The organism is Thioclava sp. F1Mire-8 (assembly GCF_002213165.1).
Lineage (GTDB): Bacteria > Pseudomonadota > Alphaproteobacteria > Rhodobacterales > Rhodobacteraceae > Thioclava > Thioclava nitratireducens.
Window position 1 is genome coordinate 916,238 of sequence record NZ_NBNY01000001.1, and the last position, 14,239, is coordinate 930,476.

At 64.7% G+C, this 14,239-nt stretch carries 11 protein-coding genes; 5 read left to right on the forward strand and 6 right to left on the reverse strand.

From position 1 onward, the window contains the following. Nucleotides 1–50 precede the first annotated feature (50 nt). Nucleotides 51–419, forward strand: coding sequence for a rhodanese-like domain-containing protein (locus B6V75_RS04275; protein ID WP_088718831.1), 369 nt, complete (start codon nt 51–53; stop codon nt 417–419). 130 nt (nt 420–549) lie between these two features. After that, complete coding sequence (gene htpX / locus B6V75_RS04280) at nt 550–1,491, forward strand: zinc metalloprotease HtpX (RefSeq protein WP_088718832.1); 942 nt, start codon at nt 550–552, stop codon at nt 1,489–1,491. Between the two features lie 221 nt (nt 1,492–1,712). Here the strand turns inward: htpX and lpdA are convergent, their stop codons facing one another. The 5 genes from lpdA to B6V75_RS04305 form a co-directional block, all read right to left on the reverse strand. Beyond that, nucleotides 1,713–3,107 carry a dihydrolipoyl dehydrogenase gene (gene lpdA, locus B6V75_RS04285; RefSeq protein WP_075774591.1) on the reverse strand — a complete coding sequence of 465 codons (1,395 nt, stop codon included), beginning with the start codon at nt 3,105–3,107 and terminating at the stop codon, nt 1,713–1,715. A 36-nt stretch (nt 3,108–3,143) separates the two neighbouring features. Continuing rightward, nucleotides 3,144–3,728, reverse strand: coding sequence for a DUF924 family protein (locus tag B6V75_RS04290; RefSeq protein ID WP_075774590.1), 585 nt, complete (start codon nt 3,726–3,728; stop codon nt 3,144–3,146). Nucleotides 3,729–3,812: 84 nt separating this feature from the next. Next, entirely contained in the window at nt 3,813–5,108 is a 1,296-nt protein-coding gene (locus B6V75_RS04295) for an MFS transporter (protein ID WP_075774589.1), read from the reverse strand. Nucleotides 5,109–5,195: 87 nt separating this feature from the next. Continuing rightward, nucleotides 5,196–6,257: a tRNA preQ1(34) S-adenosylmethionine ribosyltransferase-isomerase QueA gene (gene queA, locus B6V75_RS04300; protein ID WP_088718833.1), complete on the reverse strand. Its 1,062-nt coding sequence runs from the start codon at nt 6,255–6,257 to the stop codon at nt 5,196–5,198. An 8-nt stretch (nt 6,258–6,265) separates the two neighbouring features. After that, nucleotides 6,266–9,646, reverse strand: coding sequence for an AsmA-like C-terminal region-containing protein (locus B6V75_RS04305; RefSeq protein ID WP_168174440.1), 3,381 nt, complete (start codon nt 9,644–9,646; stop codon nt 6,266–6,268). Nucleotides 9,647–9,825: 179 nt separating this feature from the next. Between B6V75_RS04305 and B6V75_RS04310 the strand changes: the two genes are divergently transcribed. The 3 genes from B6V75_RS04310 (at nt 9,826) to B6V75_RS04320 (ending at nt 12,534) form a co-directional block, all read left to right on the forward strand. After that, nucleotides 9,826–10,329: a peroxiredoxin gene (locus tag B6V75_RS04310; protein ID WP_088718835.1), complete on the forward strand. Its 504-nt coding sequence runs from the start codon at nt 9,826–9,828 to the stop codon at nt 10,327–10,329. 353 nt (nt 10,330–10,682) lie between these two features. After that, nucleotides 10,683–11,999 (forward strand): M23 family metallopeptidase, encoded by a 1,317-nt coding sequence (locus tag B6V75_RS04315; protein ID WP_088718836.1) that lies wholly within the window; start codon nt 10,683–10,685, stop codon nt 11,997–11,999. Next, on the forward strand, nt 11,989–12,534 hold the full coding sequence (locus B6V75_RS04320) for a polymer-forming cytoskeletal protein (RefSeq protein WP_075774585.1): 546 nt from the start codon (nt 11,989–11,991) through the stop codon (nt 12,532–12,534). The genes B6V75_RS04315 and B6V75_RS04320 overlap by 11 nt, the downstream gene beginning before the upstream one ends. Before the next feature lie 315 nt (nt 12,535–12,849). On the opposite strand, the gene B6V75_RS04325 is transcribed toward B6V75_RS04320, so the two are convergent. Then, nucleotides 12,850–14,238: a TRAP transporter large permease subunit gene (locus B6V75_RS04325; protein ID WP_075774584.1), complete on the reverse strand. Its 1,389-nt coding sequence runs from the start codon at nt 14,236–14,238 to the stop codon at nt 12,850–12,852. Between the last annotated feature and the right edge of the window lies 1 nt (nt 14,239).

Genomic DNA, 14,239 nt, shown 5'->3' on the forward strand with positions numbered 1-14,239 from the left:
ATGAACCGGGAAACGGGCCTGCGGGTCACGCGAATACAAGAGGTAACGACATGCTGAATTTTCTTCGCCCTTCCGGTGGCAACCGGGTCGAGCGCATTGCCCCGCAGGACGCCGTCGCCAAGGCGAAAGCCGGTGCGCTGACCGTGATCGACGTGCGTGAGGGCATGGAAGTGAAAAGCTCGGGCAAGGCCAAGGGCGCGCTTCATATCCCGCTCGCGACGATCCGCATGAAGGCCGACCCGTCGAGCCCGGAGAAGCATCCCGACCTCGACCCCGCGAAGCCGGTCGCGCTCTATTGCGCCTCGGGCGGGCGCTCGGCAGGTGCGGCGCAGATGCTCGTCCAGATGGGCTACGCCGAAGTCTACAACATCGGCGGTCTGGGCGACTGGCACGCAGGTGGCGGCGAGATCGAGCGCTGATCGCGCACTGTGTCGCATGATTTTGAAGGGGTCCCGCCGGGGCCCCTTTTGTTTTGCGCAGCCGATGGAATTGCGTGGGCGTGGCGCGTGCCTATATCGGATGCGTAACGATCAAAGGGTGAGACCGACAATGGGTTATGCCAAGACTGCGATGCTGATGGCGGCGATGACGGCGCTGTTCATGGGGCTGGGCTACCTGATGGGTGGTGCGACCGGCATGGTGATCGCGCTGATCTTCGCCGCCGGGATGAATGTCTATTCGTGGTGGAATTCGGACAAGATGGTGCTGCGGATGCATAACGCGCATCTGGTGGCGCCGGGCGACCGCGCGGGGCTGAACGCGCTGGTCGGGCAACTGGCCAAGAATGCCGACCTGCCGATGCCCGCCGTTTACCTGATCGACACGCCGCAGCCCAATGCCTTCGCCACTGGCCGCAACCCCGAGAACGCCGCCGTGGCGGTAACCGCCGGGCTGATGCAGAGCCTGTCGCGCGAGGAGTTGTCTGGCGTGATCGCTCACGAGTTGGCCCATATCAAACACCGCGACACCGCGATCATGACCGTGACGGCGAGCTTCGCCGGTGCGATTTCGATGCTGGCAAATTTCGCCCTGTTCTTCGGCGGCTCGCGCGAGCGGATGGGGATCATGGGCACGCTGGCGATGATGTTCCTCGCCCCGATGGCGGCGGCGCTGGTCCAGATGGCGATCTCGCGCACACGCGAATATGCGGCCGACAAGGAAGGGGCTGCGATCTGCGGCAACCCTCTCTGGCTGGCCTCGGCGCTGCAGCGGATCGAGGCTGGCGCGCGTCGGGTCGAGAATGTCGCCGCCGAGCGCAATCCTGCGACCGCGCATATGTTCATCATCAACCCGCTGAGCGGGCACGGCGCGGATAACCTGTTCGCCACCCACCCCTCTACCGAGAACCGCGTTGCAGCGCTGCGGCAGATGGCGGGCGGTGCGGGTGCGCGTCGGGAACGCGCGGCCCCCGCGCCGGCTACGGGCGATTGGAGCGGTGCGCGCTCGATGCCGAAGGTGCGCCGGAAAGGCAAGAACGGACCTTGGTCATGACCAGCACGGGGCGACCAGCCCCGGGCCGCGCCCGACCCTCCCCCCGGGAGGGCGCATTGACGATGTCAGCGCAGGCGCATCCGACTTGCGGACTTGCAGGATAAACCGCCCGGCCACAGGCGACGCGCAGCGCCCACCCGAGGCTCGGGCGCGCCCCTTATCACCCCCCCAAAAAAAAGCCGGGGTCTCCCCCGGCCTTTCGAATCTCTCGGCACATCCGATCAGAAGTGGATCGCGCGCCCGTAAGCGTCGAGCACCGACTCGTGCATCATCTCCGACAGGGTCGGGTGCGGGAAGACGGTGTTCATCAGGTCTTCCTCGGTGGTCTCCAGCTGGCGCCCCACGACATAGCCCTGGATCAGTTCGGTCACTTCCGCGCCGACCATATGCGCGCCCAGCAATTCGCCGGTCTTCGCGTCAAACACGGTCTTCACCAGCCCCTCGCTCTCGCCCAAGGCAATCGCCTTGCCGTTGCCGATGAAGGGGAAGCGGCCAACCTTGATGTCGTAGCCCGCCTCTTTCGCCTTCGCTTCCGTCATGCCGACCGAGGCGACCTGAGGCTGGCAATAGGTGCAGCCCGCGATCGAGCCCGGCTTGACCGGATGGGCGTGCTTGCCCGCGATCAGTTCGGCCACCATCACGCCCTCATGGCTCGCCTTGTGCGCGAGCCACGGTGCGCCCGCGATATCGCCGATTGCATAGAGCCCGTCGACGCCGGTGCGGCAGTATTCATCGGTCACGACATGGGTGCGGTCGATCTTCACGCCCGCCTCTTCAAGGCCCAGATCCTCGACATTGCCGACGATACCGACTGCGGAGATCACGGTGTCGACTTCCAGCGTCTCGGTCTTGCCGCCCTTGTCGAGCGTGGCGATCACCTTGTCGGCCTTGCGGTCGAGCTTGGTTACCGTGGTCTTCTCGCGGATCGTCATGCCCTGTTTTTCGAACTGCTTCTTGGCGAATTTCGAGATTTCCTCGTCCTCGACGGGCAGCACGCGATCCATCACCTCGACGACCGTCGTCTCGGCGCCGAGCGTATTGAAGAAGCTGGCGAATTCGATACCGATCGCGCCCGAGCCGATGACCAGCAGTTTCTTCGGCTCATGCGGCGGATTGAGCGCGTGCTTGTAGGACCAGACGCGCTTGCCGTCGGCCTCGAGCCCCGGCAGGTTGCGCGCCCGCGCGCCGGTGGCCAGCACGATATTCTTGGCGGTCAACTCTTCGCTACCCTTGTCGGTTTTCACCGAAACCTTGCCCTTGCCGGCAAGTTTCGCGGTGCCCATCACGACATCGACCTTGTTCTTCTTGAGCAAGTGGCCGACGCCCGAAGCGAGCTGCTTGGCCACCCCGCGCGAGCGTTTCACCACAGCGTCGAGATCGTAGCCGAACTTCTCGGCGCTGAGACCGAAATCCTTCGCGCGCTCCATCAGGTGGAACACCTCGGCCGAGCGCAGAAGCGCCTTTGTGGGAATACAGCCCCAGTTCAGGCAGATGCCGCCCAGATGCTCGCGCTCCACGATCGCGACCTTGAGGCCCAGCTGTGCGCCCCGGATGGCGCTGACATAGCCCCCCGGCCCTGCCCCGATCACGATCATGTCGTAGGTTTTCGATGCCATGTCTTCCCTCCGGTCAGAAACTGGTTTGGCATTAAACTATTTTGCGGACAGCTTCAACTCATCCGCATCCGCAAGCGCCTTGCGGTAGCCGCCCTGCTCCATGAATGCCTGTTCCTCGGGCGTTGTCTCGCGATCTAGCGCGGAATTGCGCCAAGGGAAGCGCCCGAACCGTTCGATCACTGAACGATGTGCGAGCGCGTGGCGCAGGTTATCTTCCGAGCGCCAGCGCTCGGAGAACAGGGTCACCGCCCGGTCCTGATCGGCAAGCTCTTCGGAATGCATGAAAGGAAGGTAGAAGAATTGCTGCAGCGGCGGCCCGATCTGCAGGTCGAACCCTTCGGCGATGGCGCGATCGGCATGGCGCCGTGCCATCGGGTCGGTCTGGAAGGCGCGCGGATCGTCTCGGAACATGTTGCGCGGGAACTGGTCGAGTAGCAGCAGAAGCGCCAGCGCGCCCTGCGCGTTGCGCTCCCATTCGGTCAGCGCGCCTTGCGCGCCTACCTGCCAGAGCGGCGCGTAACGGCGCCGGATCGCGGCGTCGATCTGCTCGCTCGACTGGTACCAGTATTTCTCGCCGACCTCGATACGCCAGAAGCGTATAATCTCGTTGATGCGATCCATGGTGACGGCCCTCCCCTGCCGTGCCTGCCCCGCTGTCATCAGATCATGGTAGGGCAAGCGCAGAGGCAGGCAAAGGCCCTTGCATCAGGCGGCGGCATCCTCGTTCTTCGCGGCCTCGGTCTCGGCTTCCTCTTCGCTGGCCGCTTCGGCCTCCTCCTGCGCGACTTCCAGACGCGCCTCGACCGCCACCGCGGTCGCCGTCGGCGAGAGCAGCGTGTAGGAGCCGGTCTCGTCCACCGAAGGCGCTTCGCGGCGCGTCATCCGCCACACTGCATAGCCAGCGATCGCGGCGCAGAGCACACCGATATAGAGGAAGAACCCGCCCGGACCCATGACGCTCATCAGCCAGCCGGTCACCAGCGGCCCCGCCACCGCGCCAAGCCCGTTTACGAACATCAGCCCCGCAGAGGCGGCCGCCATGTCGGAGGAATCGAGATAGTCGTTGGTATAGGCGATCAAGAGCGAATAGAGCGGATTGGCCACACCGCCGATCAGCGTCGCTCCGATCAGCAGCACCCAGAAGGGTGGGTTGAGCGCGAAGATCGTGAACGTCACCACCGCGCCCGCGAGTGCCGCCCCCATGATCACGCGGCGCCGGTCCATTCGGTCCGAAGCCCAGCCGATCGGATATTGCAGCACGAGGCCGCCAACGTAGATCGCCGCCACGAAGGCCGAAATCTGCTTCACGTCGAGCCCTTCGGCGGTACCCCAGACCGAGGCCATGCCGAACATCGCCGAGATAATTCCACCCAGCAGGAAGAGCCCCACCATGCCCAGCGGCGAGGCTTCCCAGAGCCGCTTGAAGGTCATGCGCTGGATCGTCTCGAAGCTGGGCGCGGGCGAGGCTGCGAGCAGAATCGGCGTGAAGGACAGCGACACCAGAACCGAGGGGATCACGAAGAGGAGATACCCCGCCGGGTCGCCCACGTTCAGCAGCGCCTGCGCCGTGACGATGCCGAACATCTGCATGATCATGTAGAGCGACAGCGCCTGGCCGCGCGTCTCGTTGGTCGAGCCCGCGTTCAGCCAGCTTTCCGCCGTGATATAAACGCCCGAGAAGGAGAAGCCGATCAGCACGCGCATAGCGACCCAGGCAGGCCAGTTCGGGAAAGCCGCGTAGAGGATCAGCACCGCCGAGATCAGCGAGCCGAGCGCCGCGAAGACGCGGACGTGACCGACGCGCGCGATCATCTCGGGCACCATGCGCGACCCGAACAGGAAGCCCGCGAAATAGGCCGACATCACGAGCGACATGTAGAAGGTGTTGATGCCCTCGATCTTGCCGCGGATACCGAGCAGCGTGCCCTGCATCCCGTTGCCGACCATCAAGAGCATGATGCCCAGCAAAAGCGGCCATGTCTGGCGCAGCACTAACAGCATATCGGTCTCCCGGGGGCCTGAATTGGATTGCGTCGTCCCGCGGCATCTAGTCCGCGGCGACAACATTTCCAAGCCCTGAAAGCAACTCTAGGGAATTAGAAGCGACGCATCGCCGTAAGAGAAAAAACGGTAGCCCGTCTTAACCGCATGATCGTAAATTTTGCGTATGCGATCTTGCCCCATCAAGGCCGAGACGAGCATCAGCAGCGTCGATTTCGGCAGGTGGAAATTCGTCATCAGCGCGTCGGTGATGCGAAACTCGAAGCCGGGATATATGAAGATGTCTGTGGCATCGCGGAAGGGCACGATATGGCCTTTCGCGCCGCCCTCGGCGCGTGCGGCGCTCTCGATCAGGCGCAGCGCGGTGGTGCCGACGGGAATGACGCGGCCGCCTGCGGCCTTGGTCGCGTTGATCTCGGCCGCTGCCTGCTCGCTCACCTCGCCCCATTCGGAATGCATCTTGTGCGTGGTGACGTCCTCGACCTTCACCGGCAGGAAGGTGCCCGCGCCGACATGCAGCGTCACTTCGGTGAACTCCACGCCCTTGGCGGCCAGCGCCTCCAGCAACTCGCGGGTGAAATGGAGGCTGGCCGTGGGCGCCGCGACCGCGCCGGAATGGCGGGCGAAGACGGTCTGATAGTCGCGCTTGTCCTCGTCATCGGGGGCGCGCAGCGCCGCGATATAGGGCGGCAGCGGCATCGCTCCGGCCTCGGCCAGAGCCGCGTCGAAATCCTCGCCCGTGAGGTTGAAGCTGAGCCGCAGCTGGCCGTCCTCGATCGCCTCGACCTTGGCCGAAAGCGCGTCGGAGAAGACGATCTCCTCGCCCTCCTTCACCTTGCGCAAAGGCTTCGCCAGCGCGGACCATTCGCCGCCCGGTGCGGGCTCCAGAAGCGTCACCTCGACCTTCGCGACCACCTCGCCCTGGGCGCTCTGCCGGGTCCGTGTGCCCGCCAGCCGCGCCGGGATCACCTTGGTATTGTTGAGCACCAGCCGGTCGCCGGGGCGGAAGATGTCGACCAGATCGCGCACGTGGCGATCGTGAATTGTATCAGCTTGGGCTAACAACAATCGTGCCGCATCGCGCGGGCGCGCAGGTCGCGTCGCAATCAGCCCCTCGGGGAGCTCGAAATCAAAATCGTCTAGCTTCATCTTCAGCCTTATTCGCTCAGCACCTTGGGCGGCGCCGCCCGGAACAACTCACGCAATCCGCCGGGCGCCAGAACCGACAGCGGGTTGATCGAGACCTTCGGCGCGTCGGCGCTTCCGCGCAGCGAGTAGTTGAAGCCGAAGAGCCCTTCCCCCGCCTTCGAGATGACCTGACCGATCCCGTTCACGAGATAGAAAGGCGAGATCACGCCCTTCATGTTCAGCGTCTTCGATTGCGGGTAGTAGTTGCCCGTCATCGTCACCCCCATGGAGGCCCCTACGGCGGCGCCCCGTGTGACACTCACCCCGTTGGGCGTCAAGCGGAAGGCGCCATCGACGGAACTGAACAGGATGCCCTCGCCGCTAAGCTGTTCCAGCAGCCCCACGCCCGAGGCCGCCGACAGCAGCGAGGCCAGAACCGGCGCGTCCTTCACCCGCAAGTTCGCGACGGTGAGCTTGCCGTCATAGCTTTTCTGCCCAACCGGCGTCAGCACCAGCGTGCCCTGCCCGCCGCGCGCCTTGGTGAATATTCCGGTTGCCGCCAGCGCCTGTCCCGCATCTTGCGTTTGCGCCCGGACTGCGACGCGCCCGCCCGCGGCGGGGATCACCGTGCCGTCGATCGGCGCGCTGCCGTTCAACTGTCCCTGGAACCGGCCCGACAGACCGCCCCGCGTACTGAAATCGCCGCGAAACCCGGTGAGCGCGATGCCGTCCGTTATCTGCACCCGGTCGAGGGCTGCATTAATCGACGTGCTGCCCCCACCGCCTGCGCCGGCGCCGCCGCTGCCGCCCAGATCCGCCTGTGCGAGGTTCAGATCGCCGGAGGTGACATTCACCTTCGGCGGGCGCGCCTTGCCCTGGCCTATCAGATCGACGCTACCATCGAACCAGTTGCCGACACTGAGGCTCGAGAACCGCGCCCGGTTCAGCCCGCCGCCCTTGTTCAGCGTGATCCCGCCCTGCGCCTTCAGCCCCGCCGCGCTCAGCGACAAGCTGTCGATCTCGGGTGGCGCGCCGAGCGTGCCGGAAATCTTCAGATCGCCCGCGCTGCCCGCAGGTTTGCTCCACCCGATTTCCGGGATCGACAACCGAACCCCCTGCAGCGCACTGGTGAAGGTGAAGGCGGTCGGCTGATCCTTGCGCAGATCGAGCGCGATACGACCTTTGCCCGCGCCACCCACCATACCGTTCGGCAAGGCAATCCCAAGACGATCCAGCCCGTCGGCGCTTACATCGACCGTGCCCGCAACCTCCGAGCGGCCCTTGTGCTCCGGCCCGAATTTCTGCGTCCAGGCTGCATCGAACCCGACACCGGACAGTGTCCCCTTGCCGGAAATCGTCATCCCCTTGGGATCGGCCTTCAGCGTCAGCAAATCGGCGCGCAGCGTCCGGTTGGGCACCAGCGTGTCGGTCTTCACCTCGGTCAGCCGGGCGGTGACATCGAAACCGATCTCGTCCTGCGGCACCTTGGGTTTAAGCGGTAGCCGGATTACCGAACGCGCCTCGGCCCAACCCTGCGCGATATCGGTGCTCATGCCTGCCTTGCTGAGAAACTCGAAAGGCGGCTGATCGAGCAGCGACAGCGCCGCCGGGATCGGCGAGCGGGTCATCAGCGTGACCTCCGCCGGGGCTGGTTTGATGCGGATATCGGGCACGATGAGCGACGAGCCCGTCACCTCGATCCGGCCGCCCGACGGCGCGGTCACATGCCCCTCCTCGACCTTGAGCGCCTGACGCGTGTCGATGATCGTGGCGAAGCCTCGGCCCTGCTGAACGGGCGGCAAGGTGTTGATGATCCGCACATCCGCACCCCGGAACTCGTAGCCAAGCGCCAGTTTCGGCTGCGCCCCCGGCACCAGCCGTAGCGCGACGCGGGCATTGCGCAGTTGGCCGGTGGTCACGTTCTTCTCGAGCCATTCGCGGGTCTTCGGCACCACCGCCGGCGGCCAGAGCGCGAGCAGCTTGGTCTGGTCGATCTGGTCGATCCCGGCATCGAGCGCGACTTTCCAACCGTCCTTCTCGGCGCTAACCTTGCCGCGCGCCGAAATCGTTGTGTCGCCCTGATCGTTCAGCTCCAGCTGCCCGATATCGACGCGGAACGGATCAAGGTTGAGCCGGAAGTCGACCGCGCCTTGCGCGAATTGCACGGGGCTCTCGAACAGACCCGCGGGGTCGAGCTGCAGATCGGAAATCGCGATTTGGCCGAGGATCTCCTTCGGCACGCCGCCCTCGAGATCGTGCAGATAGGTGTGGCCTGCCGCCCGCAGCCGCAATGCCCTGCTGTTGAGCGAAAGCGTCGAGACCTCGACGCGCTGCCGCTTCGGGTCATAGCTGAGATAGAGCTTGCCGTTCTCGATCGGGATCGGCTTCACGCCCTCGTTGGGCCGGATCGCGCCGCGCCCGATCTCGAGCATCGCGTTCATCCCGGTCAGTTCGCCCTTGTCGTTCAGCCCGGAGCGCAGCGCCCCCGAGATCGGCGCATCGAGCACGCCGAGCGCCGCGAGCGCCGGCGCCTGCACCGCGAGATCGCGCGCCGGAAGCGCGGTCACGGCAGCCCCGAAACTCGCTTCGCGGCTGGCCTTCTGCGTGGTCATCGACAGCGCGACCTGCGCCGGCTTCGCCCGACCACTACCCAGATCGAACCCAAGCGCGACAGAGATTTCGCTATCGCTCTGCGTCAGTTTGAACCTGCCGTCGCTGACCTTCCAGAGCCGGTCGAGACGCTCGTCCATCAGCCGGAGTTGCAAGTCTTCGGCGCTGATCTGCTGCAGGTTGGACAGCGCTGGAACCTCGAGCGTTTTTTCAAAGGTCTCAATGAGATCGGAGGCATTGTTCAGGTCGATATTGGCGAAGCGATTGCCGCCGCCGAAATCGAGATCGAGCTTGCCATCGGGCAGGCGATGCAGCGAAAGGCTCGCCCCGCGCAGCCGGAACGAACGCGGCTCCACCCGCCCGCGCAGCAGCGGCTCCGCCCAGAGCGTCATGCGCAGCTCGGGCAACACCGCGATCGGCAGGCCCGAAGGCCGCTCGAGCCGCACCGTGTTCAGCCGGATCCGGGGCCGGATTCCGTCATCGATATAGAGATCGATCCCGCCGGATAGCCGAACCCGCATCTGCCCCTGCAACGCGTCATTGGCGCGTGTCTCGATGCGGGAAACAACCCATTGCGGTACGGCGACCGCGCGATGCGTGATGACGAGAAAGGCCCCGGCGGCCACGATTCCGAGAAACAGGAAGCTGAGAACCAGCAAGAGCCCGGTGCGCGCCCTGCGGCCGCGACCTGCCGACGTTTCCGCCCCGGTGGCGACCGTCTCGGCATCGCCCGTCGACGCTTTGCCCGCCCTATCGGGCGTGCCAGACGTTTCGCGGCTATCGGGACGCTCTCTCTCCATACCGTTCGTCTTGCGCCCGTTGGCTCGGGGCCGTTTCTCCCTCGGAAGCGGCGCGTGCCGACCCCGTCTCATCTGCCGGGCCCACCGCGCGCGGTCTTGCCCGGGTCTCCTGCCTCGTGGTTAAGTCTCGCGCAAGCGGGCGTGGAAAGTAAGCCCCGAACTTGCAAGGAGGTTCCCCAATGATCGAGACAGGCGAAAAAGCGCCGGACTTCACTCTGCCCGCCACGGGTGGCAAAAGCTTCGAAACACTCGGAAATCCGATCACGGAGGAGGGTAACCTGACGCTGTCGGCCTTCGCCGGCCGTCCGGTCGTGCTGTATTTCTACCCCAAGGACAACACGCCCGGCTGCACCACCGAGGCGCTCGATTTCACCCGGCTCGCCCCGGATTTCGCCGCCGCAGGCGCGGTCGTTGTCGGCATCTCCAAGGACAGCCTGAAGAAGCACGAGAATTTCTGCGCCAAGCATGACCTGGGCATATATCTGGCCTCCGACGATGATGCGGAAACCTGCGAAGCTTACGGTGTCTGGGCCGAAAAATCGATGTATGGCAAGACCTTCTGGGGCATTGTTCGCGCGACCTTCCTGATCGACGCAGACGGCAAGGTGGCGAAGGTCTGGCCGAAGGTGAAGGTCAAAGGCCACGCAGAAGAGGTGCTCGGCGCCGTCCGAGACCTCGGCTGATCGAACCCCGAAAAGGCGCTTTCCCGGGCGTCCACCCTCGCGACGCGGCGCCTGTCGCACGGCGACCGCCAGCGGCAAGCGCGGATCACACCAACGTGACGCCCGCATGACCTGCAGGACCTAAACCGCCGGAAAACCCCGTCTTTTGGGCAAGAAACCGCTCATACCGCGCGCGCGAGGGAACCGTGACCGAATGTGCCCGGGAAAGAGGTTGCCCGGACCTGCCCCCCTTGGTAATCCCTTTGGCCAAGGGCGGAGGACTTATCCACAAGCAGGACGGGTGCACCGCCGCGAGCGACGCGCGGCCCCTTCGTGGTCGCCCTTGATCCGAAACAAACACAGGACCGACCGGCTTGCCTAGACGCATTCTCGACCGCCTGAACACCCGTCTCGAGCGCATCCTGCCCGAACAGCGGCTGTTTCTGAAATCAGACAGCGCCACGCGGTTCGTCCGACTGCGCCCCCTCACGCAGGCGAGCGTCTTGGCGATTGGCGCTGGCGTATTCGTGTGGTCGATGGTCGCGACCTCGATGCTCTTCATCGACGGGATTTCCTCTGGCGGGGCCGCGCAGAACGACAAGGTTGCGAAAATCGCTTTCGAGCGACGCCTCGACGCGCTCTCGCAAGAGCGCGACGCCCGCGCGGCCGAAGCTCTCGCCGCTCAAGACCGCTTCCAGACCGCCCTCGAGCAGGTCTCGAAGATGCAATCCACGCTGCTCGCCTCGGAAGAGCGCAAGCGCGAGCTGGAAACCGGGATCGGCGTGATTCAGGCGACTCTGCGCCGCACCATGGAAGAGCGCGACAACGCCCGCCTCGCACTCGCCAAGGCCGAGGGCAAAGGCCCCGATGCCGGCCCCACCCCGGCAGCCCGCGCGGAGGACATGGCGAAAACGGTCGACATGCTGACCAGCGCACTCGGAGAGACAGCCAAGGAACGCGACACAGCGAATGCCGACGCCAAGACCGCGCAGCTGCAGATGGACAAGATCGCGCTGCAGAAGCGGCTTCTCGAACAGCGCAACGACGAGATCTTCACCACGCTCGAAGGCGCCGTGAAAATCTCGATGGAGCCGCTCGACAAGGTGTTCAAGCAGGCCGGCATGGACCCCGATCACGTCCTCAAGGAGATCAAGCGCGGCTATTCGGGCACCGGCGGGCCGCTCTCGCCGATCTCGCTCTCGACCAAGGGCACAGCCGATCTCGACGGCGACACCGCCCGCGCCGAGAACATCCTGCGCAAGCTCGACGAGATGAACATGTATCGCATCGCCGTCGACAAGCTGCCGCTCTCGATGCCCGTGAAGGCGCATTTCCGGTTCTCCTCGCCCTTCGGTTGGCGCTGGGGCCGGATGCATGAGGGCGTCGATATGGCGGCTCCGATCGGCACCAAGGTCTACGCGCCCGCCGATGGCGTCGTGATCGCGGCCGAGCACGAGCGCGGCTACGGCAACATCATCAAGATCCGCCACGACTTCGGCATCACCACCCGCTACGGTCACCTGAACAAATTCCACGTGAAAGTCGGGCAAAAGGTGTCGCAAGGCGAGTGGATTGCTGATATGGGCAATACCGGACACTCCACGGGACCGCATCTGCACTACGAGGTCCGGCTCGGAGGCAAGCCAATTAACCCGATGACCTTCATCAAGGCTGGTAAGAATGTTTTCTAAATCGAAAATCCATGAACCGGGCCCCAAGGCCGACGGCGACAAGCCCAAATCCGCTGAAAGCGCGACCGCTCCGAGCCGCCCCACGTCCAGCTCGAGCGACTACACGCCGAGCTCCGCGCCGCGCTCCAAGCCCGCGCCCTCGGTTCTCTCCTCGGACCTGACCATCACCGGCAACGTCAAGACGACCGGCGACATCCAGATCGAAGGCACCGTCGAAGGCGACATCCGCGCCCACCTGCTGACCGTCGGCGAAAGCGCCACGATCAAGGGTGAGATCATGGCAGACGACGTCGTGGTCAATGGCCGCGTCGTGGGCCGTGTGCGCGGCCTGAAGGTGCGCCTGACCTCGACCGCACGCGTCGAAGGCGACATCATTCACAAAACCATCGCGATCGAGAGCGGCGCGCATTTCGAAGGCTCGGTGCAGCGTCAGGACGACCCGCTGCAGACCGGTCAGGGCACGCCGAAGCTCGCGCCGCCGGCCTCCGAGGCTGCTGCAGCCGCTGCGGCTCCGACGGGTTCCGAACAGAAATAAAATCAGGCGATAGCCAGAGCAGGAGGGGCGGCCGATCGGGTCGCCCTTTTATTTTGCGCCGGTGCCATTTCCGAGCGGGCAGCAGGGGCGCTGCCCCTCTTCGCATTCGCGAATTCACCCCGGGATATTTGCGCAAAGCCGAAAGAATATCCAGTTTTCTCGCCCTGGCGGAAATATCCCGGGGCGCGCGCGCAGCGCGGGGGCAGAGCCCCCTAGAGCGACCCCACAGAAAAGCGCGCCGCGTGGGGATGCCACGGGCGCGCCTAGTTGGAATGGCGGGACATCGGGCCGGAAGCAGCCCCTGCCCCGCTCGGGTTATTTCACGACCGTCTCCGGTCCCATCGCCATCGTCGGCAGCCATGTCGACAGGAACGGCACGTAGGTGACCAGGATCAGGAAGACGAAGAGCACGGCGAGGAAGGGCGCGGCCGCCTTCACGACCCGCATGATCGGCATTCCTGCCACGCCTGAGGTTACGAAAAGGTTCAGACCCACCGGCGGCGTGATCATCCCGATCTCCATGTTCACAACCATGATGATGCCGAGATGGATCGGATCGACGCCCAGCTCCATCGCGATCGGGAAGACCAGCGGGGCGACGATCAGGATGAGGCCTGAAGGCTCCATGAACTGACCGCCGATCAGCAGGATGACGTTGACGATCACGAGGAACATGATCTTGCCGAGACCTGCGCCGAGGAGCGCCTCGGTGATCTTCTGCGGAATTTGCTCGTCGGTCAGGACGTGCTTGAGGATCAGCGCGTTGGCGATGATGAACATCAGTGTGATTGTCAGCTTGCCCGCTTCGAACAGCGTATCGCGCGTGCCCTTGTGCCAAATGGCGGTGATCAGTGCCTGCGGCTTCTTCAGAAGTGAGGTTTTTCGCTCGCCCTCGTCGAGCGGGCCCATGTCGCGATAGATGAAGTTCGCGACGAACCATGCATAGACGGCGGCGACGGCAGCGGCCTCGGTGGGGGTGAAGATACCACCCGTGATGCCGGGGATACCGTAGAGACCCACCATGATGATCGCGATCAGCATCAGGCCCCAGAACGCGTCGACGAAGCTTGCAGCGACTTCGCCCCAGCCCTGCCACTCGCCTTTCGGCAGGTTGCGCTTGATCGCGAAGAACAGGATCGTGGCCATCAGCATCACGCCCGCCAGCAGGCCCGGAATGACGCCCGCAAGGAACATCCGCCCCACCGACACGTCGGTCGCCGAAGCATAGACGACCATCACGATCGACGGCGGGATCAGGATGCCGAGCGTGCCGGCGTTACAAATAACGCCAGCGGCGAAATCCTTGGAGTAGCCCACCTGACGCATCGCCGCGATGACGATGGAGCCGATGGCGACCACGGTTGCGGGCGACGAGCCCGAGAGCGCCGCGAACAGCATACAGGCGAATACGCCCGCGATGGCCAGTCCGCCCGGCAGGTGCCCTACCACGGCGATGGCGAAGCGGATGATCCGTTGCGCCACCCCCCCGGTCGACATGAAGCTCGAGGCAAGGATGAAGAACGGAATCGCCAGCAGCGTCGCGTGATTGTCCATCGCGTCGTAGAGCGACTGCGCGATGGAGGCGAGCGAGGCGTCCGAAAAGATCAGCAGGAACAGCGTCGAGGCCAGGCCAAGAGAGACCGCGATCGGCACGCCGATCAGCATGAAGCCGATCACCATCACGAAAAGGAACAGAATATCCATG

What these genes read in the sequence shown, in the direction of transcription:
- queA (WP_088718833.1), bottom strand. Translation starts at nt 6,257, where the DNA reads ATGAAGCTAGACGATTTTGATTTCGAGCTCCCCGAGGGGCTGATTGCG.
- B6V75_RS04295 (WP_075774589.1), bottom strand. Translation starts at nt 5,108, where the DNA reads ATGCTGTTAGTGCTGCGCCAGACATGGCCGCTTTTGCTGGGCATCATG.
- B6V75_RS04290 (WP_075774590.1), bottom strand. Translation starts at nt 3,728, where the DNA reads ATGGATCGCATCAACGAGATTATACGCTTCTGGCGTATCGAGGTCGGC.
- B6V75_RS04305 (WP_168174440.1), bottom strand. Translation starts at nt 9,646, where the DNA reads ATGGAGAGAGAGCGTCCCGATAGCCGCGAAACGTCTGGCACGCCCGAT.
- B6V75_RS04325 (WP_075774584.1), bottom strand. Translation starts at nt 14,238, where the DNA reads ATGGATATTCTGTTCCTTTTCGTGATGGTGATCGGCTTCATGCTGATC.
- B6V75_RS04275 (WP_088718831.1), top strand. Translation starts at nt 51, where the DNA reads ATGCTGAATTTTCTTCGCCCTTCCGGTGGCAACCGGGTCGAGCGCATT.
- B6V75_RS04320 (WP_075774585.1), top strand. Translation starts at nt 11,989, where the DNA reads ATGTTTTCTAAATCGAAAATCCATGAACCGGGCCCCAAGGCCGACGGC.
- lpdA (WP_075774591.1), bottom strand. Translation starts at nt 3,107, where the DNA reads ATGGCATCGAAAACCTACGACATGATCGTGATCGGGGCAGGGCCGGGG.
- htpX (WP_088718832.1), top strand. Translation starts at nt 550, where the DNA reads ATGGGTTATGCCAAGACTGCGATGCTGATGGCGGCGATGACGGCGCTG.
- B6V75_RS04310 (WP_088718835.1), top strand. Translation starts at nt 9,826, where the DNA reads ATGATCGAGACAGGCGAAAAAGCGCCGGACTTCACTCTGCCCGCCACG.